We start from the raw sequence: 20,998 nt of genomic DNA, 5'->3' as shown, positions 1-20,998 counted from the left end.
GGGAGTGCCGCAAAGGATGGGGATGCCGGCTGCCAGGCAACAGGCATGCACTGGCAAAACAATTGTTCCCTCGAGGCAAGGATCACCCGGCACGAGGACTCATCCACGCATGGCGTGGCGCTACTCCAGCCTTGGCTCGATCTTGACCGCGCCATGCGCCACGCGGTCATAGCAGGCGCGCACCACATCTTCCCCGTACTTCAGCTCGAGCCGGCGCACGATGAAGTGGCCGCGCGCCATGTCCTGGTAGTAGTCGGTGAACATGGTATTCAGTGTTGCACCCGCGGCAGCACCGACGATCGGCACTGCCTGTGCGGCGAATTTCTCGGTAACCACCACGCCGAAGCGCGCCGCCACCTTTTCCACCATCTTCGCCAGCAGCTTTCCAGCTTCTTTCGGTGCCACGCCCAAGGTCAGGTCGCGGCCGGTCACCACACGCCCAGCCAGTTCGGCCGAAAGATGCCGCATCACGTCGGTGGTGAAGCCACGGGCCAGGTAGTAGCCGGTCTCGCTGGCGTCGTCGCGCGGCGAGTTGCCACCGAGCGCGAACACCTCCAGGCACGCCTGCCGGGTGCTGAACTCGGACAGGTCGAAGCCCTCGCTGCGGGCCACGTCGGCCACGGCGCGCATCATGATGGTGGTCGACACCGGCAGTTCGATGAACAAGGCCGCGAAACCAAAGGCACCGCCGACCGCGCCCGAAGTGGCTGCCGCCAGCTTGTGCCAACGGGTCGACGCTCCCTTGCCGGGGGTGTTGTCCATGCTCCACAGCGCCGCCTGTGCGGACTTGGACAGCGCCGCCTGCACCGCTCCGTGTATGCGACCGGAGACCGCCTTGGGCAGCGCCTTCACCGCGAACTCCAGCGGCGTGCCGACCAGGTTGGCCATGCGCGCGGTGAGGGTCGGCGCTTCCAGCAGGGCCACCGCCCGCTGCAGGTCGGACCAGTCGCGGGCGTCGTGGGCAATGTCGCGGGGAAGCAGGATGGGCTCGTTCATGGCGCCGATCTTAGCGCCGGGGAGTTGAACGGTTCGTCGCGAGGCACGACAGAGGGGTCGGATCCCTTGCCGCGGGAAAGGGATCCGACCCCGACGCCTTGCCCGCCCGCGGCCGGCACTACCAGTTCGCGTGTCACCCGGTCGCGCCGGGCCATGCCCGGCGTTGTTGTTCAGGCCGTGGGCAAGCCCGCCAGCGTGCCCATGAACTGGCGGTAATGGCGCAGCTCGGCGATCGAGTCGTGCACGTCGCTCAGTGCGGTGTGGTTGCTGTTCTTGCCGACGCCAGCGGCCACGCTCGGCGCCCAGCGCTTGGCCAGTTCCTTCACCGTGGATACGTCCAGGTTGCGGTAATGGAAGTACTTCTCCAGGCGCGGCATCTGGCGGTGCAGGAAGCGGCGATCCTGGCAGATCGAGTTGCCGCACATCGGCGAAAGGCCGGCCGGGATCCACTGCGCCAGGAAGTTCACCGTCTGCGCCTCGGCCTGGCCGAGGGTGGTGGTGCTGTCCACCACGCGCTGCCACAGGCCCGAACGACGATGCTGGTTGCGGTTCCACTCGTCCATCGCCTCCAGCGTTTCCAGCGGATGATGGATGGCGAATTCCGGACCTTCGGCCAGTACGTTCAGCTGGGCGTCGGTGACCACGGTGGCGATCTCGATGATCGAATCGTTGTCGGTGTCCAACCCGGTCATTTCCAGGTCGATCCAGATCAGTCGTTCGTTGGCCGCGCCGGTGTCCGCCATTGTGTCGCCTCGTTGCTGGGCAGGCGCGCGGCCTACCGGTGAAGGAAAGAGGCGCCCATCATACCCGTTCGCCCCTCAGCCCTCGCCGACGTGGTCTTCCAGCAGCAGCGGCGGCTTGCCACGCTTGGCGCGGAAATAATTGGTCAGGCGCGTACTGGCTTCCTTGGCCAGCACCCCGCCGTGGATCTCGACCCGGTGGTTGTGGCGGGCATCGCCGAGCAGGTCGAACACGCTGCCGCACGCACCGGTCTTGGGGTCGCTGGCGCCGTAGACCAGGCGCGAAACGCGCGCATGCACGATCGCCATCGCGCACATCGCGCACGGCTCCAAGGTCACGTACAGCGTGCTGCCAAGCAGGCGATGGTTGGCGAGCAGCTTTCCACCGGCCCGCATGGCCACGATCTCGGCATGCGCGCTGGGGTCGTGCGAGGCGATGTTGAGGTTCCAGCCCTCGCCCAGCAGCTGGCCGTCGGCGCCCACCAGCACCGCCCCGACCGGAATCTCGTCGAACTCACGCTGCGCGCGCTCGGCCAGGGCCAGTGCATGGCGCATCCAGTGTTCATCGGCATCGTGCACCGGTACACCCAGGACATCGGTCATGGCGGTTCTCGCTTTTCAACTGGGCCAGGATGGCCGCCGGGGGCGCATTGTACGCCCGGGGCCGTGCAGGCGCCGCTAGCGCGCGTCGAAGCGCTCGCGGGCCGCATCGAGCGCCGGGAAGTTGTGCTCGGCCCAGCGATCCAGGGCGGACAGCGTCTCGACCAGGCCGCGCGCGACCTCGGTCAGGCGGTACTCCACATGCAGTGGTTTGCTGCCCCGGTCACACCGCTCGACCAGCCCATTGCGCTCCAGCTGGCGCAGGGTCTGGGTCAGCACCTTCTGCGAGATGCCTTCGATCTTCCGCAGCAACGCGCCGTTGCGAAGCGGGCCCTGCGCCAATGCCGGCAGCAGCAGCATCACCCACTTGCCTGAAATCAGCGCCAGCGCATCGCGTGCCGAACAGTCGGCGGCATAGACATCCCCGGGAAAGGCCATGGTTACCTCAAGGTGCGTAATTGCCGGCGCATGCCGGCACCGCGAGGATGGTCGCACACTCCTCGAACACCTCGCCCCATGCGCGCCCTGATCCTGCTTGCCCACCCCGAGCCCCGCTCCTTCAATGCACATCTGGCCGCTCAGGCCGCCGAGCAACTGCGGCATGACGCGCTGCAGGTGGACGTGGTCGACCTGTATGCGGAGGGCTTCGATCCGCTGGAAGCGGCTGACCACCATCCGCATCGCCTGCATCCCGGCCACTTCGACGCCCAACGCGAACAGCGGCACAGCGCCGAGCAGGGCAAGCTGCCCGTCGATGTGCAACGTCACCTGCAACTGCTGCGGGCCGCAGACCTGCTGATCCTGCAGTTCCCGCTGTGGTGGTTCGCGGCGCCGGCCATCCTGAAGGGCTGGCTGGACCGCGTACTGGTGTACGGGCCGATGTACAACAGCCGCCTGCGTCATGAGCACGGAGCGATGCGCGGCAAGCGTGCGTTGCTGAGCGTCACCACCGGCTCATCGGCACGGGCCTGCGCAGTCGACGGCCGCGAGGGAGATACCCGGTTGCTGCTGTGGCCCTTGATGTACAGCCTGCGCTACGTCGGCTTCGACGTGATGGAACCGCACGTGGTGCACGGCGTGCGTTCCGGGCTGGGACCGGAGCGCGTGCAGGCCCACGACGAGGCACTGGCTGCAGCGACCCACTACTACCGCGAACGCCTGGCGCAATGGCCGCAGTGGCCCACCGTGCCCTTCAACGACAGCAGCGATTTCGAGGACGGCGTTGTGCTGCGCGCGGAGGCCACTACCTACAGCCCCTTCATCCGCCATCGCAACGCCGGATGAATCCACATCTGCGCGCTGGATCGGGACGCGCCATACTACGCACTCTTTGCAAGCACCTTGGCGAACCCATGATCACCCTCCGCCCCTCCCGCGCCGACGACGGCGCCGCTCTTGTCGACCTCTGGCGCCGCGCCGTCGACGCCACCCACGACTTCCTCAGTGCCGAAGACCGCCAGGCCATCGATGCCGAAGTCGCCGGTTTCCTGCCGCAAGCGCCGATGACCGTTGCTGTCGATGCGCAGGATCGGCCGCTGGGCTTCATGCTGATCGACGGCACGCACATGGAAGCGCTGTTCATCGATCCGGACGTACGTGGCACCGGCATCGGCCGGCAACTGCTGCAGCACGCACTGGCCCAGCATCCGCAGCTGAGTACTGACGTCAACGAACAGAACGCACAGGCCGTCGGCTTCTACCTGCGCATGGGCTTCGTCGAAACCGGACGTTCACCGCTGGATTCGCAAGGCCGTCCGTATCCGCTGATCCACCTTCGGCACAACGGCTGACATCCGTCGGCAGCAGCCACGTGCTAGCGTGGCTGCTTTCGACCAAGGAATGCCGCATGGATGGTGCAAAAGCCCTGTTGACCCTGTTTGCGCTGGGCATCAGCCTGGTCTGGATCCTGGTGCCGTTCGCCATCTTCGCCGTGCGCAACCTGCTGCGTGAAGTACTGGTCGAGCAGCGCCGTACCAATGAACTGCTTGAACACATCGGCGGTTACCGCATTCCGAAGCCGCAACCCGAACCGACCGTCTGGCGCGCGCCCTGAGCAGAAACGTGCCAGGCCCGGATCAGGCCGTCGCCTCGAAGGCCGGTGAGTACTGCACTTCGCCCTGTGCCAACGGAGGCTGCAGGCAAAGTGCCTGGAAGTACTCCGGCGGCACACCCGGCAGCACCAGGCCCGGCTCGGCACAGAAGCCGAAGCGACCGTAATAGGCGGGCTCGCCCAGCAATACACAGCCATGTGCGCCCTGCTGACGCAGTGCTTCAAGTGCGGCATGCATCAGGGCCGCACCGATGCCCTGCCCCTGCCAGGCGGGCAATACCGAAATCGGCCCCAGGCCAAACCAGCCCGTGCTGCCATCGCTGATCGTCACCGGCGACACCGCCACATGGCCGATCACCTTCCCGTCCATCTCGGCCACCAGCGAAACGCTCAGCTCCCCGCGCGCGCGCAGGGCGTCGACGATGAACTGCTCGGTATGGCTGCTGTGCGCCGCGTTCCGGAACGCGGCCTCGGTGAGCGCATGGAGGGTGGCGTGATCATCAATGGCTTCGGCACGGATGGTGTAGTTCATGGCGTAATGCTCGCTTGCGTGAGCGTCGCGTGAATAGGCGACCGTTGTCACAAATTGGCGGCGAAATGTCGAACGCGAAGCGCAATCGCCTGGTCAACCCCGAATCGCCTGTGCCGCAATCGATTCGGCGACGCTGCCGAACGCTGAATGCGTCAAAATTCCGTCACCGACACCTTGCCGTAGCTGGCGCCAGGTTTCCAGAACACTCCATAATCGATAAACCTGTCACCAGGGAAGGATATATGGACACGGACGCACGATGCAGGATGCCGCCATGGATGTAGCCACGCCGACACGCGATGGACGCCACCTGGTACCGATGGGCCTCTTGATGGCGCTGACGGCCTGCTCGCCTTACGCGGACGCAGAGCGTGACGTTGCCGCAGGTGGACGCGGCCTGGCCAAGCTCAACCCGTCACCGCAGCAGGGCTACGAGCTGGTACTGACCCTGAAGGATGCCCCCGGTCCCTTCGCGGTGGTCGAGGGCGTTGCCCAGTACGACGTCAGCAACCACAGGGACTGCGGCCGGGTCCTGTGGGCGACCGGTACCGCCAGCCGTATCACCAGCCAGGAGTTGGTGGAACTACACAAGGTCGACGAGAACGAATACCGCGGTACGTTCTACCTCGACCGCATGCAGGACGAGGATTACTACGGGCGTGGCGTCTGCCATTGGACGTTGACGGGTGTCGGTGCGATGTTGCGCGCTACGACCGGCGAGGCGGATACGCGATTCCTTACGTTCGTCGACAAGGAGCGCATGGAGAGCGACTCACCTCTTACGCTTTATTACCCAAACCTTATCTATCCGCGCGCCGACACTGTCGCCAACTTTGGCGCCAGTGGCGAGGAAGATCCGTCGGGGTACAGCGAAGATCTGCGCGACGCGCTGTTCTCAACCACCACCACTGTGCAGAAGCTCGTGCCATGAGCTGCCAGTTCAACACCCCCTACCCCCAAGGAGGCCGACATTGCGCCACAAGATGATTCCGTGCCTTGCTCTGCTTCTATTGACCGCCTGCAACCCGGAGACCGCCATGAACCAGGAACGTGCCGCTGCTGAAGCCGATGTCGCCCAGGGCGGGCGCGGCCTCGCCAAGCTCAACCCCACCCCGCGCAAGGCCTATGAGCTGGTGCTGCGCCTGAAGGATGCCCCCGGCGATTTCGCACTGGTCAAGGGCGTAGCGCAGTACGACGTCACCAACGAAGACCAGTGCGGCCACATCGAGCCGGCCACCGGCACAGCTGCACGTATCACCAGCCAGGAACCGGTGGAGCTGCGCAAGGTCGCTGAGGGCGAGTACCGCGGCACGCTATATGTGGACCGCATGCTGGATGAGGACTACTACGGTCGTGGCGTCTGCAAGTGGGAGTTCACCGGTGCCGGGGCAATGCTGAAGGCAACGGGTGCCGAAGAAGAGACCCGCTTCCTCACCTTCGTCGACGCCAAGCCGCTGACCGAAGGTGGCGCCCATACGCTCTACTATCCGGATCTGGTCTATCCGAAGGCAGATCGCGTTCCCAACTTCCCAGCCAGTGGCGAGCCCGATCGCAGCAACTACGCCGCTGATCTGCAGGACAAGCTGTTTACGATCACCCTCTCCGCAAGTGAGGTCGCGCCGTGACCATCACCTCTCAGGACTACGCCGCGTTATCCAATGACGCCTACAAGGATCGGGCCGTCGGCCGACGTGAACCCGGCCAAGAAGAAAAAGTCACGTTAAACGGCCATGAGTACAAGATACTTGAGCATGTCAACAATCGTCTCAACGGCTATCAGGGCACCGTCTATCAGCGCGTAGACACCAAAGAGATCGTCATTGCGCATCGTGGCACCGAGCAGATCGCTCGCGATGCGATTCTGACCGACGGCGGCATGGTGGTTGCGCGCACCAACGTACAGGCGCCTGACGCGATTGCTTTGACACAGAGGACGCTCGAAGGCGCTGCGCTTCAATCCCGCTTGAACGGTGTGCCCGCGCCCCAGGTCACCGTCACCGGTCACTCCCTCGGCGGCGCTCTTGCCCAGATCACCTCGCACCACTTCAACGTCAAGGGCGAAACCTTCAATGCCTACGGCGCGGTCAGCCTAAGCTATCGCATTCCGGAAGGCGGCAACACCATGATCAACCACGTCATGGCCTCCGATCCGGTCAGCGCCGCGTCACCGCATTTCGGCCAGGTACGCATCTATGCCAAGCCCGACGAGATCAAGACGCTCGCGGCAAACGGCTTCAGCAATCACGCCCTGCGTGATCTGATTCCGGACCGCCCGATCATCGCGGCCACCAGCTCGTTCGGTGCGCACAAGCTGGGCAACTTCCTCAACGAAGGCTCGGTGCTGAAGCACCCGGAAACGCAGAAGCTGGCGAAAGACAACGCCAAGATGATCGAGGAGTATCGCGACGACGTCGAGTCACTGCGTCGCGGCGTCACCCGCGCTGCACGCGGCATCCCGGGCGGCGCCATCGATCTGTACGACCACATCCGCGGCCCGCTGCAGCCCGGTGAACCGGCACGCCGCGAAGCGGAGAAGAATGGCCATCACACCAGCATGCTGCGCATGGACGATGCCAACCACCTGGGTAACCCGCTGTTCAACGACGCGATCCGCGGCGTGCACGCACATGACGTGCGCGTTGGCCGCGTGCCGGACGTGATGAGTACGCAGCTGGCGGGCAGCCTGGCGGCGGAGATGCACGCTGCAGGCGGCAAGCGCATCGACGAAGTGGTGATGAACGCCGATGCCTCGCGCAGCTTCGCCGTGCAGGGCCAGGGCGGTGACCCCGCCCACCTTCGCGTGTCGGTGGATACGGCAGTGGCGATGAACACGCCGCTGGAACAGAGCAGCCAGCGCATCGACCAGCAGGCTGCAGGCCAGCGCCTTGCGCTGGAGCGCGACCAACAGCTGGAACAGCAGCAGCATCAGACCCGCAGCCTGCAGGCCTGATGGACAGCGCGGGAGCCGGTCATTCCGGCTCCCGCCTCAGCACCGTGACTCAGGGGCTGGTGGCCGCGACCGGTGCAGATGCACTGGCGGTCACGAACAGATCCGGCCCGGAATCCGGGAAGCCGCCGCAGGCGCGATCGCCCGGCGCGACCGGATCACACGGCCACTGGCTGCGCGGGACCTTGTCGCGCAACTCGAAGCGATCGCCGGTCCAGACCACGAAGGCGAGATGCTCGCGGTTCCAGTCACTGAACGCACGCGCCCCACCCTTCGGCACCGTCTCCGGATACTGCACGAACCAACGCATGGCCGGCCCGAACTGCAGCTTGCTGTGATCCAGCGTGATCCTGCCCCCACGCGCCAGCTGGCGTGCGCGATCCGCCTCGGTCACCTGTGGCATGGCCGGCATCGCTTCGGCGGTAACATCCCTCGGCGGCGCATCGCCACGCACCTGGTACACACGCTGGCCCACATAGGCCTCGCGGCAGCTACCCGCTGGCACACGTACCGGCTCCGCGCTGTAGTCATCGCGGTTGGCGACCTGGTCGCTACAGGTGAACGGCGCGGACACCAGGTAGAACGTGCTGTCGGCGTCGCGCCCTTCCAGCGAGCGCACCCAGACGTCGCCCATCCGCACGATGAAGTCCGGTCGCTGGCCGTACCCAGGCACCGCCTTGAACCAGGCCTTCTGCTGTACCTCTCGCTCGCGCCAGTTGCGCGGCAGGTGGATGTCCTGCTCGGGCAGCGCGACCAGCAGAGCGGCCAGATGCGCCGGCATGGTGCCCTGGCAGGCGCCGGTCAGCAGGTCGCCCTGGGTCGCCAGTCGCCCGGCCAGATCCACCGGGCAGCGCGCACCGAGCGCCCGCTCGGTCGCCCGCTCGGGCGGCAATGGCACGATGGCCAATGCGGGCGGTGCGGGTGCTACCGCCGGAACGGTTCGCTCGACGGTGGCAGGCGGTGCCGTCCCTGCAGGCGCATCAGCGATCGCCTGTGCCGTGGCGTGCGTTTCCGCGACGGGCGGCGCTGTCTCCTGAGCCTGTGCCGAGGCTGCGGCAAGTCCAAGTGACAGCAGCCAGAGCGGCGGCAGGCGGCGCGCGGATGCATTGCAGCGGGCAGCGGCCTGCAGGGCATTCAAGGGAACGATTCGCATGTGGTGTCCTTACGGGTGGGTTTCCATGTCGGCGCCACAGGGCGCCACGCGTCGTACGCAAAACAACGGCGGGCACCCTGCCCGCCGGCACCAAGTGCTACAGTGATCGAGAACGCTGCTCCTGCTCGCGGGCGAGCGCGGCCGTCGGATCCTGCTGCGCAACGCTGGCCGCCAACTGCTGGCTGCTCTGCGCCAGTGGCTGCTGGGAGGCCTGCTCCCGGTCAACAGACGCACGCAGCATGGCCGGATCACCCAGCGCGCCCTGCACTGCAAACAGCGTACGGCCGTCGTTGCCCGCCAGCAGATAATCGATGCGCGACAGGCCGGCCTTCTGCGCCCCCAGCGCCAATGCGCCAGCGGTATTGTCGAGCTCCTGTGCACTGCGCAGTCCACTTTGTGGCCCCATCTGCTGCAGGTGCCGGCGCGCATCCTCGAACAATGCGTTGCCGGGCTCACCGGCATGCGACATGTCGCGTGCAACGGTCTGCGCCGGCGCACCGACTTCGCCGCGATCCAGTCGCGCCATCACGTCCGGCGTCAACTTCTGCTGCCAGACCTCAAATCGTTGCCGGCGCGCCTCGATGCCATTGAGCGCGCCGTTGAGCGCATAAGTTGCTTCGCGCACATCATGGCGCGCCCCCTCCGGCACCCGTGTCTGCCACTGCCATACGGCAATACGGTCTGCGTGCTCGGGCTGCGCTGCCAGCTCCGGGTGATTCACCAGGTCCAGACCCAGCGCCTTGCCGGCACGCTCATAATTCTCCTTGCCGACCAATGGCAGATAGCCGCGGCCGTGGTACTTCAGCGCGTCACCAGGCGCGTCGTTGCCCATGCGCCCGCCGTACATCAGCTCGGCCAGGTTTCCCGGGCGACCACGCAGCGCTTCCTGGCGGGCGCTCTCCAACGCGGCGTTGCCATTGCGCCACGCAGCCTCCACCGGGATCTGCGAGATTCCCCGGGTGAAGTTGAAGCTCTCGTTGAGCCGGCTCAAGCCGCGCGACTCGTGCCCTGCCTGGGCCATGAAATTGGCCAGTTCAAGCGGGGAGTCGATGCCGGCTTTGGTCGCCTGTCGCAACAGCTGCGACTCTCTATCGGTCGACACAGTGCAACTCCTGAATCTTCATCAGCGCGGATTCCCTTCCGCCGGTTGGAGCTTGGCTCATGGAAGCGACACCTCGGCAACACTGGATGGGTCGAAGTCCTCGAACCTCACCCTGCCCAGCTCCGCCGCCGAGTAATCCCGGATGTTGGTCGCTTCGGTCTCGATATCCACGACCTTGCGTCTCACCCCGTCAACCCAGCAGGCCTTGTCCGCGGGCGCATAGCGGAACCGGTAGGTGCTGCTCCAGCGCTCGCGGCTACCGCCGTTGGTGATCACGCTGAAGGTGCCCTTCTCGACCATTGCATACGCAAAAGGGTCGCCGGCCAGGCCACCTCGGGTGGAACACGGCACCAGCTTGTCGTTGCGCGCGGCCAGCTGCCAGCGCCCGCGCCCATCACCGCGCAGCAACAGCAGCACCCGGTTTGGCCCGTGCTGGCCGGGCACCAGCCCTTCCGGCGTCGGCTGGTCGATGACCAGCAGCTGATACTCGATGCCATCGCCGTTGAGTTCGCCCCTTACGGCTTCCAGCAGGTTCGCACCGGACGGAACAAATGCCAGGGCATCGTCCATGTGTGCGCCAACCCTGTCTTCCATCCCCTCCCACTCCTTCAATGTGGTCATGCCGATACCCGCCTCCCTGCCCAGCCGGAACGCGTTCCGGCTTATCCGCGCCTGCGCGGACAGGGATCATAGCCTTGCGTACGGCAAGGCCGCGATGATGGCGAGCGTCACCCGATGCAGGGGCTGACAGCGTCCTCATTGGACGGAAGAACCCCTGCATTCGGTGGCACTGGCGCGTCATTTTCATGACGCGTGGGGAGCTTACCGCGAGGCGTTCTGCCGCGTCGAAGTGCGAGGAAATCGAAAAGCGGAATTGATCACAGAAAACGGGGCTTAGCGTGAATGGCGCCTTACCTGATGAACAGATCCGCCGTGCAGGCCGTTCTGGCGATCCCGCATTGTCCCTGCGGCAGCTGCTTCCATGCCGCCTTCGCGTTGCATTGCTGCATCGCGACAATGACCGCTCCCTGTTCGGACATGGCGGTGGCGACGCTGGTGGTTTCAGTGCCCAGGCCCGCGTGGGCGACCGCCACGCATTGCGCCTGGAACAGGGTCGCCAACGTACATTCGCCTTTCCCGAACTCCTTGCACTCCTTCATGGATGCACGCTTGGCCTTGCCCCGCGAGCGCATCGAGTTGCTGATGAAGGTGTCGCCGCGGGCATCCATCGCCACGCCACGCACGGTCTGCGCCCAGTTGGGGCGATTGTTGTACGGGGAGCCTGAGCTGCTCACCGGAATGGGCGCACAGCCCAGTACACCCTGGCCACCGATGGGATACATGCCCTGCGGGCAGTTGCCTTCGGCGAGCGCAGTGAACGGCAGCAGGCCTGCAATCAGCAGACACGGAAGAAAAGCGAGGTGGATTCGTTTCATGGGGAGACCCATTCCTTTGCCCATTGTGAGAGGTGGGACGACCTGAGCGGACGATCGTTGCCCACTGTCGACGCTGGAGCCAAGAGAACAAACGGAGCTGCGCCCAAACACATGAAGCTTTCCGCCGCCATCGCGAGTTGCGCTGACTACCAGTCCGACAATCCGATCAACGGGTCAGAATGACTCATAGACCGGCTTCGTACAGTCCTCGTATGCAACCTGACACGCCCATCCACCGGTGTCGACGCACGACTGCTGGGCAAACTTCCGCGCTTCGGCGGCGTCCTCGGCGCTGGCCAGCAGGTCCGGGTTCGCGGGCAGTTCCCACTGCTCCAGGAACCGGGGCATACCCGCCAACCCCTTGATCGCCGATGGGTACTGGCCCGCAGGGCATTGGCCCTCCGCACAGGCGTTGCTGGCAACAAGTAATGCAGCAAACAGCAGAGCAGAAATTACGAAAGCTGAATCACCGCGCAAAGATCTGAAGTCGGGCCTTGCCTTGAATCTCCGTGTGATGTCACAACCGATCAGTCTTGCTGGAAGAAAGGCTTGGTACAGTCAGAATGGAAAACGGAGCAAGCCTGACTTCCCAAATCCTTGCAGTCCTTGGTTGCCCGCTCCTGCGCCTGTTCTTTCGTCGCCCCGGTGTTGAATCTCATGCCATTTTCCGGTCGTGCAGCCCGGACAACCGCATAGCACTGGTTGTAGTAGGTAAAAACGACTGTGCAGTCGGTAGCTCCGCCCTGCCGGCATCGTTCGACGGCTTGGCGCTCTGCCGAAGCCTTGGCCTGATGCCCAGTGGCGGAACCTGCATCTCCTCCAGGCGAGCTGGCGACAGCACCCCATGTCTTGACCCAGTACCCGGGATTCTCATCAGGCGCGCTCCGGCCTGCCCCAGGGATGGGAGCACAGCCGCCCACTCCCTGATCGCCGATCGGATACTGGCCCGGCGGGCAGCGGCCCTCGGCCACGACAGAATCGATGGGCGCGATGCCCAATAGCAGAACGAAAAGCCACAGACCTCCAAATAGATATCCTCTGCTCATTTCCACTCCACCGTCCTTGAAATCATCTGCCGTGTTTCACGCGATATCCAAAGGTCTCTGCGCAGACCTCTCGCAACGCTAGCCTCACAAACTGATTGCAACGACGCCGTAGTTTCCCTGGGCGGGAATCGCTATCAGCCTTGACGGAGGAAGGGCTTGGCGCCGTCAGATCGCTGGTTGTGGTAGCTGAAGACGACTCACTAAGACCACACTGCTCAAGCACTTGCCCTGCGGCGCCTACATCCTTTCCCCAATCGCGTAACGACCAGAAGATTGGCGACCTTTGGCCACAGCCCATATTGGAGCAAACAGAAGAAGTGGAGCTGCCCCAAGAAGCACAGAGCTTCTCGATGCCGTAGTGAGTTGCACTGGCTACCAGACCGTCAATCCGACCACCGGATCAGAACGACTCATAGACCGGCTTCGTACAGTCCTCATATACAACCTGACAGGCCTTCCCGCCAGTGTCGACGCACGACTGCTGGGCAAACTTCCGTGCCTCGGCAGAATTCTTGGCGCTGGCAAGACCGGCGCGGGAAGCTCCGTCCTGGCTATTGGGAACCAACCACGCAACGCACTGGTTCCTATACGAATAAATGACCCGGCAATCGGACGCACCGCGCCTGCCGCAGTCTGCCAAGGCCATCTGCTCCGCGTTTTCCTTGCTTAGCCGACCCGTTGCAACACCTGCGTCTGCTGTTGCGTCGGATGACGCAATCGCGCCCCACGTCTTATGCCACTGCCCTGCAGGCTCGGGCTGGCGAGCAGCGCCACCAGCACCTGGAATCGGTGCACAGCCGCCCACACCCTGATCACCTATCGGATATTGTCCGGGGGGACATCTGCCTTCCGCGCTTGCATTGTGGGGATAGGCAATACCCAAAAAGAGAACAAGACTCAATGCAAGCTGACCCACGGTGTGCAATGCGGAAAAGCCCATACGCTCCTCGAATTCAAAAGATGCCAGCGACGCCACATCAGTCACCGGATGCATTCCCTCGTGTGCCAGGGGTCTGAACCGGCGCCCCACGGCTACCATCGAGCCGCGGCATTGTTGCGCTGTGCTGTGTTTGACCGTGACTGCCGTCTGCGGAAGGCGCCGGCGGCGGAGCCGACATGCCCGGCGGACGACCATCGGCACTCGGCGAGGCACTTGCACCACCGCCTATCTGCGAATATGCCATGAAGGTGCCCAGGGTACCCTGGAAGAACATCGCTGCCATTGGGGGTGTAGTCAGGATCAACGCGGTGAGGATCAGGCCCATGCCTCCCTGCTGCATTGCCTGGCTGGTCATGCCGTCGGACATGCTTTCCTTGAGGATGAATTCCTGCACCAGCGCTGTGGTCCAGAAAGTAGCCGCTACACGTACCACCATGTCCAGTGCGATGGAAACCATCGCTGCAAGTACGGCCATGGAGAACATCGTGCCGATGCCGTAGAACAGCCAACGTTGGAACAACTGCTTGGTCTGGTCGAACAACAGGCAGAGGATGAACAGGGGGCCAAAGCCGATGAACAGCGCCATGGCGATTTCATACAGCATCAGCATCGCACCAGCGGTGATGGCTGGACCTGCGGTGCCCATGCCGATGAAGAACAGTGCCCGCTTCTTGTCCTCCAGCAGCTCCCCGTCATTCATGATCTGGATGGCGTCGATACTGGAAAGCGCCACCTGCATCCATGCCAGGCTCTTGTCGATCTGAGCTTCGGGTGACTCGTTCGAGCCTGTCACGACCTTCGTGATTTCTGCCTTGACGTCGTGGGTGAGGAAGCTCTGAAGGTTGGTGCCGAAAGCGCCCATCGTGGTGGCCGCGCTGACGATCAACGCCGCACGAGCCATATTGGTCACCAGCACCATCATTGAGTCCCGGCTGCGGCCGGTCACGATGCGGAAGCCCTGCACCAGCACCCACAGGGTCATGAGCGTGAGGGCGATGCCGCCGACCCACTGCATCATTTCCCCCATCATGTCGATGCCGAACTTGTTTATCTTGCTTCGCAGGAAGTCGAAGATGAACTTGAAGAACACGAAATCCCCGATCGATTGGACACGTGCAACGTGCCCCATCAAATCCTGGAATCCGCCATTGAAATCAAAATTGGCAATCGACCTGATCATTTCCGCAATCCCTTGATGTATCCCTACCGGACAACCTCGTGGAGCGGGTGCCTATGCACCTGCCCCAAGCGGCGTCAGTCGACGTGCAAAGCGCGTTCCAATGCGGCCGTCTTGACCAGCTGCGAGATGACGCCCGGCTTGCCCTTCAATGCCACGCGCGCCAGCACGCGCTGATTGGCCATCATTGACTCCTGATAGGCGTCGTAGGACCGCATGCGCGCCTCCCACTCCTGCTGCAGCTTGGAAATATCGTTTGCCGTACGCAGGGAGTCACTGTTCACGGCCGAAAGAGTTCCCGCAAGATTGCCATCGGCGCCGCCTCGCCAGCCCATGATCTCAGACAACGACGCGTTGATGCTGGGAATGGTCTTCTCGATGAAATCCACCGTCTCGTTGCGCTTCCGGTTTTCCATCATCTGGATGTTGACGCACAGCTGCTGCTGCTGCGCGTAGAGATCACCGGAGGTATCCAGCACAAACTTCTTCAGCAGGCTGCCAGCGCTGAAGCCCGCCGACGTACGGCAGAGGTCGGCGACCATATAGTCGTCTGGAACCCGCTCCAATGTGGCGCCTGGCGGCAAGCCGAAGTTGTTGATCATGCCCTGGATCTGGACAAGCGCATTTTGGTACTCCTGGAACGTCCTTCTCCACCGAGTTACCTGAGCCGCGTACTCCAGCCCGTCAGCCTTCATTTGCGCCTTCCCTTGGGCAAAGTCCTTCAGTGCCTGCATGAGATTACTGAGGTCGAAGACAGGGTAACCACCGGCCGAAACCGACGTGGTGGAGAACATGACCATGCTCCCCAGCAGGATGGCTGCCAGGCGCTTCTGACGCAGACCGCGGTGGCGCTTGTGATTTCGGGATGTCATGCTCATGTTCTTCTCCAGGGGAATGGATTTCATTCGGCGCTGTCTGATCCAGGGCTTTCAAGCCGCATCGGTTTCGGCAGAGGCCTTGGCTTTACCAGAGCCCTTTCGGTTCTTGTAGAAGTCCTCCAGCCACTGTTCCGGCGTGAGTTCGTCCACGGTGATCCGATTGCGGACTGCAGCCGTCTGCAGCACCCGATGCATGATGTCGATGTTGTCGGTCGAGGCCGAGATCACCGACAGGATGTCGTCCATGCCACGCAGGTTGAGCTGGCAGACACTGGAAGCATGGCCCTGCTTGACCAGGAAGCAGCGCGAGCGCTCGTCCAGTGCCGTGACCACCTTGAACTCCGCCTCGGTCAACTTCAGGCCATCCATGTAGTCGCTCTTGCTGGCGTTCGGGTTCGGCAGCAGGATGAGCGTGGCGGTCTGCTCGATCAGGGCAGCGGAGATATCACTCTTCAGCGCGTCTTCCGGGCTCTGCGTGGCGAAGATGCCCAGGCCGTTCTGCTTACGGATGGTCTTCTGCTTGTTCTTCGCGAACTCCTTCAGGCCACCCTCGCCGTCCAGGATCTTCCAGAATTCGTCCATCACATAGATCAGCGGTCGACCGTCGATCAGCGATTCCAGGCGGTGCAGCAGGTAATTGATGACCGGCACGCGCACTTCGGGATTGTCGATGATGTCGGTGTAGTCGAAGCCGATGATGTTGGCCTTGCTCAGATCCACCGTATCGATCGGATTGTCGAAGACCCAACCCAGCGAATTGCCCGAAGTCCAACGGCGCATGCGCGCATAGAGGCCGTCGTCGCCCATGTTGGGCAGGCTCTTCTGGAAGTTGGTCATGCTGCGCAGATGCATCGGCGTATCGAGCATGCTCTCCACCGCACGGTAGATGTCCTCTTCCTCGCGGGCGCTGTACTCGCGCTTGCCGGCCAGCACCTTGATCAGGTCGGCCAGGAACTGCACGTTCGCTTCGTTGTTCTCGCACTGGAACGGGTTGAAGCCGGTCGGCGCACCGTTCTCCAGGGCCAGATAATTGCCACCGCAGGCACGCACGAAGATCTCCGCACCACGGTCCTTGTCGAAGAAGAAGATGGTCGGTGACGGCTCATACTTCTGAACCTGGCTGAGCAGGAAGTTGATCAGCGCGGTCTTGCCGGTACCGGACTTGCCGATCACCATGGTGTTGGCGATCGCCTTCTCACCCAGCGAATTCTCGGATGGATGGGTGGCATGGAAATTGAAGTAGTACGGCTGGCCGTTGGTGGTCTGCAGCGTGGTCACGCAGTCGCCCCACGGGTTGTTGTGCTGCTTGCCGGTGGCGAAGTTGTGCAGCGGCGACAGGCCGAGGAAATTCAGCGAGCTGACGTTGGCCAGCCGCGTGCGGAAGCGCCAGTTGGCCGGCAGCTGCGAATAGAACGACGAGGTGACTGCCAGATCCTCCTTGGTCGACACGAAACCGGCGTTGGACAGCTCGGCACGGGTCGAGGCCACGTTCTGCGACAGCTTCGCCTGGCTGTCGCCATACACCGCGATGATGAAGTGGTATTCGCCCAGCACGAAGTTGCCTGACGACAGATGATCCATCGCCTGGTCGAGTTCGACGATCTGACTGACCGCCTTGTCGCCCGACGAGATCATCATGCCCTTGGTCCGGTCCAGCACCTTCAATGCGTCCTGGCGCCCCATCGGGCTGAACGAATGGGTGATGACGTACTCGTAGTCCAGATACTTCAGACCATTGAGGATGCCCGGATAGGTCCCCTCGGCATATTCCTTGATATTCAGGATCGCGCCGAAATGATTGACGCCATTGGGCGTATTGATCACGAAATCGCCGGTCTTGGCCGAGAACATATGACGGCTGACCGGAAGATAGTCTTTCACAGGCGCCGACAGCACCGGTACCGGCTCATCGATGCGGTTGATCAGGTAGCCGAACAGCTCAAGCGTTTCGGAAAACACCACGCCGTTCTTGGCTTCGTACATACCGAGCCGGTAAGGCGCGTAGTCGCGGATCACAGCCTCGACGTTGCCGGCGAGCTCCATCAGCTTCTCGACGGCCTGCTCCTGCTCGGCGCGCAGCTTGTCCACGTTCGCGGACTTCTCCACGAAGCGCTTTCCCGCCACCACCGGGCGATAGATCATCGTCAGGTACAGCTCGTTCTGCATGATGCGCTGGGAGGACAGCATGCCCATGTACTGGTCGGACACATCCTGGTTGAAGCGCTGCTTGTAGTAGCTCTTTCCCTTCAGGGTGCGACGGCGCCGGATGTCATGCACCCAGAAGGCAACGTTGACGAAATCCGGTGCGCGCAGCGTCTGCAGCAACCGGTTGAAGGTGTTGTGCCGATGCTCAAGCTCCCATTCTTCGCGCCCCACGAACGGCAGCCCTTCCAGGTGCCACGTCAACAGGTAGTCGCCGCCCGTGGTCTTCACCACATTCGGAGCCACGTGCGACGACAAGGGGATGAATTCGCTGATGGAGGTATCTGGGTTGAACATACGACTGCTTCCAAAAGGTACTGCCGACAAAGATGCGGAGTTGGCCAGGCGGGCGCTCAACGCCCGCTTGGCCGGATCCAGCCCTCAATCCCTGGGGGCTGGCTTGTTGCGGTAGTGATTCGGGTTGAACACCCACATGCCATCATGCTCCTGCACGTTGCGCACCTTGAGCTTGAACATCAGGCGCAGGCCCAGCAGGCGGAAGATCATCTCGTCACGCTTGGCCATCTGCCGCATGATGAAAATGGCCACCGGGATGGTCAGCAGAAACCAGAAGTTCGTGTACATGCTCAGCAGCAACAACCCACCCGCCACCATGAAAAATGGCAGGTAGGGAACGCCCAGGAACATCGCTGGGCGCGTGCATCCCCGGAACAGGACGTTCTTATGCACTGTAGTACTGGACGGCGTGCTTGATCATTTCAAACGCCATGCCAGCGCCGTCGCCACCACCGACCTTTTCGCAGCTGCCAGCCTCCTTGCCGAGCAGCATGCGCGCGATCTGGCCTGCCGCGCCGATCAGCACACCGCCGATGAGGATCGGGGCCACGTCACCGATGCGCTTGTGGGCAAACGCAATCTGGTAACCGGCGAAGATCACGGCGATCGTGACCACGGCGATCGAGGCCATGTTCAGCAGACCGTTGATGTTGGAGAAGAAGCCGCAGACCTTGCCATCGGTACCACCGAAGTCAGTGCCGGCCAGGGCCTGCGGAGCGAACACAGCACCGGCGAATGCGACGGCCATCAGCATGGTCTTCAGCGTGCGCTGGGCCTGGACGAGGTCGAGATTGAATCGCTTCATGGATTGATTTCCTTGTTGATGGACTAACACAACTGAATCGACCAGCCGGGGGACCGGTCGCACCACGACTTCGTCAGAACACGAAGGCCGCATCCCCTGCGGGAATCTGCTGCACCGGCGCACGGGGCGCCGGTGCGTTGTAGAAATTCTGGGTGTCCGCTGCTGGCGCGTTACGCTCATTCCACGGGCGCAGCATCACCGGCGCGTTCGCGCCGGCAGCCATCCCGGGAAGCTGTTGCGGCATGGCTGCCCCGCCCTGCGCCGCACCAGGCTGCTGATACGGCTGCGGAGCCTGCTGCGGCATGTCGTTTCCACGCTGTGCCTGTGGCTGCATCATTCGATCGACCGAGCCCAGCACCACGCGCGATACCGCCTGGTCGGCGATGTTCAGCAGGCTGCCGCGGGCCATCGCACCGGTGGATGGGTAAACGGTGTAGGCCCGGGCCGGGTCATTGGACGGCACGTACACCGGCGCACTGGCCTGGGCGACGATGCGTGCCTGGGCCGGCGAGGCCGTCTGCGGATGATGTTCGACCCTGACCACCCGACGCTCGCCGCGGCTGACCACGTCAATCGGCGCGACGCCGTTGCTTGCGACCTGCTGACCGCGGCGGATCGAGTCGTAGATCTTCTGCACGTACCCGTGACGGAAGCCGGTCTCGAAGTTGCCCGAGTAGTAGCAGCTGAACGACTTGCCCCAGTCACCACCGGAGCGCTTGTAGCAGTCGGCGAGGATGCGCGAACCAGCCTGCAGGTTCGGGCACTGCTGGAAGGCCTTCTCGTAGGAATCCAGCCCGTACTTGCCCAGGTTGTAGCGGTTGACCTGAGCCAGGCCAATGGAGAAGTTGTAGCCCTTCTCCTCCAGCATGCGAACGGTGGCCAGCGCCTCGTCGAGGGCCTTGGGCTGGCGCACCAGGGCGCCGCCGACCACGCCGATGGCATAGGGGTTGCGCGACGATTCCACGTTGATGACGTGCTGCATCACGTCCATCGAGACGGCCATTTCCGGGCACGCCATCATTTCCAGTCCTGGCAGCATTGGTCAGCCCTCCTGCCCCTGGGCACGCCCAGGATTGAAGTCGATGCCGGTGATGTAGCGCGAGCCGGCATGCGCCTTGATATGCACGACGATGTCGATGGTCATCATCAACAGTCGCTTGATCACGTTGAACTCCAGGCCCGAACCCTCGGCCGAGGCCTTCACCATCAGCGCCAGCTGATCCCAGGTCTGCTCCGGGCTACCGGCATGGCAACTGGTGATCGAGCCCGGGTGGCCCGATGCGCAGTTGCGGATGAAGTAGAACGCCTCGTCACCGCGCAGCTCGGCCAGGATGATGCGTTCTGGCTTCATGCGCAGGCAGGCTTCCATGCAACTCTTTGCGCTGACATTGCTGGTGCTCTGCCCGCCCTTGGAGTACAGCAGGTGCACCACATTGGGTTGGGTCAGAAACAGCTCGCGTGCGTCCTCGATCGTGACCAGGCGCTCGTTGTCCGGGATATGATTGACCAGCGCTTTCATGAAGGTGGTCTTGCCGCTACCGGTCGCACCGGAGACCACGATGTTCTTGCGGTACATCACCGCACGACGGAAGAACTCTGCGTACTCGCGCTGCTGGCGCAGTTCCAGCAGCTCGCGGTCCTGCTCGCTCAGACTGCCATCCTGTTCCAGGATCTGGTTGAAGAAACCATCCTCGTGGTACTGGGTGAGCGACTTGGTGTGCTTGGACGGCAGGCGGATCGTGATCGAAACCTTGCCGGCATCACAGGCAGGTGGAATCACGAACTGCGCACGCTGGCCGGTGGGGAACGTGAGCGACACCACCGGATCGGCATCGGTGATGCGCTGGCCGGTGTTGCTTTCGTTCACTACGGCGGTGCAGAACTGCCGGGCCCGCTCGAAGGTCAGGCCCGGCACGTCCACCCGCTGCCACCCGGCCCGGGTTTCCAGGTACAGCTCACCGGGACGGTTGATGCAGATTTCCGTCACTTCCGGGGATGTCATGTACTCGGCGATGCCCAGCACTTCGTACTGATAGCGCAGGAAATCGCTGGAAACGAGGGCGAGGGGTGACACTTCGGCGTCCATGGTTGTTCTTC

Annotated in this window: 25 protein-coding genes; 6 read left to right on the top strand and 19 right to left on the bottom strand. The window is 63.2% G+C overall.

What is annotated here, in order from left to right:
- Window positions 1-120: 120 nt before the first annotated feature.
- The 4 genes from O0K41_RS03485 to O0K41_RS03470 form a co-directional block, all read right to left on the bottom strand.
- Window positions 121-996 (bottom strand): EcsC family protein, encoded by an 876-nt coding sequence (locus O0K41_RS03485; RefSeq protein WP_099560303.1) that lies wholly within the window; start codon window positions 994-996, stop codon window positions 121-123.
- A 170-nt stretch (window positions 997-1,166) separates the two neighbouring features.
- A complete protein-coding gene (gene orn, locus O0K41_RS03480; protein WP_049449100.1) occupies window positions 1,167-1,739 on the bottom strand; it encodes an oligoribonuclease in 573 nt (190 codons plus the stop codon).
- Window positions 1,740-1,814: 75 nt separating this feature from the next.
- Entirely contained in the window at window positions 1,815-2,339 is a 525-nt protein-coding gene (tadA, locus tag O0K41_RS03475) for a tRNA adenosine(34) deaminase TadA (RefSeq protein ID WP_005410103.1), read from the bottom strand.
- A 75-nt stretch (window positions 2,340-2,414) separates the two neighbouring features.
- Window positions 2,415-2,774, bottom strand: coding sequence for a helix-turn-helix domain-containing protein (locus O0K41_RS03470; protein ID WP_005410104.1), 360 nt, complete (start codon window positions 2,772-2,774; stop codon window positions 2,415-2,417).
- Between the two features lie 78 nt (window positions 2,775-2,852).
- Here O0K41_RS03470 and O0K41_RS03465 point away from each other — a divergent pair, with 78 nt between their 5' ends.
- The 3 genes from O0K41_RS03465 to O0K41_RS03455 all read left to right on the top strand — a co-directional run bounded on the left by O0K41_RS03465 (window position 2,853) and on the right by O0K41_RS03455 (window position 4,389).
- Window positions 2,853-3,620 carry an NAD(P)H-dependent oxidoreductase gene (locus tag O0K41_RS03465; RefSeq protein ID WP_049449097.1) on the top strand — a complete coding sequence of 256 codons (768 nt, stop codon included), beginning with the start codon at window positions 2,853-2,855 and terminating at the stop codon, window positions 3,618-3,620.
- Between the two features lie 68 nt (window positions 3,621-3,688).
- Window positions 3,689-4,126, top strand: a complete 438-nt coding sequence (locus O0K41_RS03460) for an acetyltransferase (RefSeq protein ID WP_049449095.1) — start codon at window positions 3,689-3,691, stop codon at window positions 4,124-4,126.
- 56 nt (window positions 4,127-4,182) lie between these two features.
- The gene (locus O0K41_RS03455) at window positions 4,183-4,389 is read left to right on the top strand and encodes a hypothetical protein (protein WP_005410107.1); all 207 of its coding nucleotides are present in this window, start codon (window positions 4,183-4,185) and stop codon (window positions 4,387-4,389) included.
- Between the two features lie 22 nt (window positions 4,390-4,411).
- Here O0K41_RS03455 and O0K41_RS03450 read toward each other — a convergent pair whose 3' ends face one another.
- Entirely contained in the window at window positions 4,412-4,918 is a 507-nt protein-coding gene (locus O0K41_RS03450; RefSeq protein ID WP_024958431.1) for an N-acetyltransferase, read from the bottom strand.
- A 274-nt stretch (window positions 4,919-5,192) separates the two neighbouring features.
- Between O0K41_RS03450 and O0K41_RS03445 the strand changes: the two genes are divergently transcribed.
- From O0K41_RS03445 to O0K41_RS03435, 3 genes are read left to right on the top strand one after another with little or no spacing between them, the layout of a single operon-like run.
- The gene (locus O0K41_RS03445) at window positions 5,193-5,849 is read left to right on the top strand and encodes a hypothetical protein (protein WP_062607457.1); all 657 of its coding nucleotides are present in this window, start codon (window positions 5,193-5,195) and stop codon (window positions 5,847-5,849) included.
- Window positions 5,850-5,889: 40 nt separating this feature from the next.
- The gene (locus O0K41_RS03440; protein ID WP_012480629.1) at window positions 5,890-6,543 is read left to right on the top strand and encodes a hypothetical protein; all 654 of its coding nucleotides are present in this window, start codon (window positions 5,890-5,892) and stop codon (window positions 6,541-6,543) included.
- Window positions 6,540-7,868: an XVIPCD domain-containing protein gene (locus O0K41_RS03435; RefSeq protein WP_005410111.1), complete on the top strand. Its 1,329-nt coding sequence runs from the start codon at window positions 6,540-6,542 to the stop codon at window positions 7,866-7,868. The genes O0K41_RS03440 and O0K41_RS03435 overlap by 4 nt, the downstream gene beginning before the upstream one ends.
- Window positions 7,869-7,917: 49 nt before the next feature.
- Here the strand turns inward: O0K41_RS03435 and O0K41_RS03430 are convergent, their stop codons facing one another.
- The 14 genes from O0K41_RS03430 to virB11 form a co-directional block, all read right to left on the bottom strand.
- Window positions 7,918-9,018, bottom strand: coding sequence for a hypothetical protein (locus O0K41_RS03430; RefSeq protein WP_111197157.1), 1,101 nt, complete (start codon window positions 9,016-9,018; stop codon window positions 7,918-7,920).
- Window positions 9,019-9,115: 97 nt separating this feature from the next.
- A complete protein-coding gene (locus tag O0K41_RS03425) occupies window positions 9,116-10,120 on the bottom strand; it encodes an XVIPCD domain-containing protein (RefSeq protein WP_164222105.1) in 1,005 nt (334 codons plus the stop codon).
- A gap of 57 nt (window positions 10,121-10,177) precedes the next feature.
- Window positions 10,178-10,714 (bottom strand): hypothetical protein, encoded by a 537-nt coding sequence (locus O0K41_RS03420; protein ID WP_005410114.1) that lies wholly within the window; start codon window positions 10,712-10,714, stop codon window positions 10,178-10,180.
- Between the two features lie 317 nt (window positions 10,715-11,031).
- Window positions 11,032-11,556 carry a DUF4189 domain-containing protein gene (locus O0K41_RS03415; protein ID WP_164222107.1) on the bottom strand — a complete coding sequence of 175 codons (525 nt, stop codon included), beginning with the start codon at window positions 11,554-11,556 and terminating at the stop codon, window positions 11,032-11,034.
- 174 nt (window positions 11,557-11,730) lie between these two features.
- Window positions 11,731-11,904, bottom strand: coding sequence for a hypothetical protein (locus tag O0K41_RS03410; protein ID WP_158230916.1), 174 nt, complete (start codon window positions 11,902-11,904; stop codon window positions 11,731-11,733).
- A 179-nt stretch (window positions 11,905-12,083) separates the two neighbouring features.
- Window positions 12,084-12,602 carry a DUF4189 domain-containing protein gene (locus tag O0K41_RS03405; RefSeq protein ID WP_065427930.1) on the bottom strand — a complete coding sequence of 173 codons (519 nt, stop codon included), beginning with the start codon at window positions 12,600-12,602 and terminating at the stop codon, window positions 12,084-12,086.
- Between the two features lie 400 nt (window positions 12,603-13,002).
- Window positions 13,003-13,542: a DUF4189 domain-containing protein gene (locus tag O0K41_RS03400; protein WP_099588514.1), complete on the bottom strand. Its 540-nt coding sequence runs from the start codon at window positions 13,540-13,542 to the stop codon at window positions 13,003-13,005.
- Window positions 13,543-13,579: 37 nt separating this feature from the next.
- On the bottom strand, window positions 13,580-14,722 hold the full coding sequence (locus O0K41_RS03395; protein WP_049449086.1) for a type IV secretion system protein: 1,143 nt from the start codon (window positions 14,720-14,722) through the stop codon (window positions 13,580-13,582).
- A 74-nt stretch (window positions 14,723-14,796) separates the two neighbouring features.
- Complete coding sequence (locus O0K41_RS03390; RefSeq protein WP_123958716.1) at window positions 14,797-15,597, bottom strand: hypothetical protein; 801 nt, start codon at window positions 15,595-15,597, stop codon at window positions 14,797-14,799.
- 51 nt (window positions 15,598-15,648) lie between these two features.
- Window positions 15,649-18,096 (bottom strand): VirB4 family type IV secretion/conjugal transfer ATPase, encoded by a 2,448-nt coding sequence (locus tag O0K41_RS03385; protein WP_024958424.1) that lies wholly within the window; start codon window positions 18,094-18,096, stop codon window positions 15,649-15,651.
- Window positions 18,097-18,180: 84 nt separating this feature from the next.
- Window positions 18,181-18,489: a VirB3 family type IV secretion system protein gene (locus O0K41_RS03380; protein WP_012480639.1), complete on the bottom strand. Its 309-nt coding sequence runs from the start codon at window positions 18,487-18,489 to the stop codon at window positions 18,181-18,183.
- Window positions 18,482-18,901, bottom strand: a complete 420-nt coding sequence (locus tag O0K41_RS03375; protein ID WP_012480640.1) for a TrbC/VirB2 family protein — start codon at window positions 18,899-18,901, stop codon at window positions 18,482-18,484. Before O0K41_RS03375 ends, O0K41_RS03380 begins: the two co-directional genes overlap by 8 nt.
- 73 nt (window positions 18,902-18,974) lie before the next feature.
- Window positions 18,975-19,940 carry a lytic transglycosylase domain-containing protein gene (locus O0K41_RS03370; protein ID WP_012480641.1) on the bottom strand — a complete coding sequence of 322 codons (966 nt, stop codon included), beginning with the start codon at window positions 19,938-19,940 and terminating at the stop codon, window positions 18,975-18,977.
- Between the two features lie 3 nt (window positions 19,941-19,943).
- A complete protein-coding gene (gene virB11 / locus O0K41_RS03365) occupies window positions 19,944-20,987 on the bottom strand; it encodes a P-type DNA transfer ATPase VirB11 (RefSeq protein WP_012480642.1) in 1,044 nt (347 codons plus the stop codon).
- Between the last annotated feature and the right edge of the window lie 11 nt (window positions 20,988-20,998).

It is taken from the genome of Stenotrophomonas sp. Sm2128, from assembly GCF_030985535.1.
Classification (GTDB): domain Bacteria; phylum Pseudomonadota; class Gammaproteobacteria; order Xanthomonadales; family Xanthomonadaceae; genus Stenotrophomonas; species Stenotrophomonas maltophilia.
This window is presented reverse-complemented; position numbering and strand designations above follow the sequence as displayed.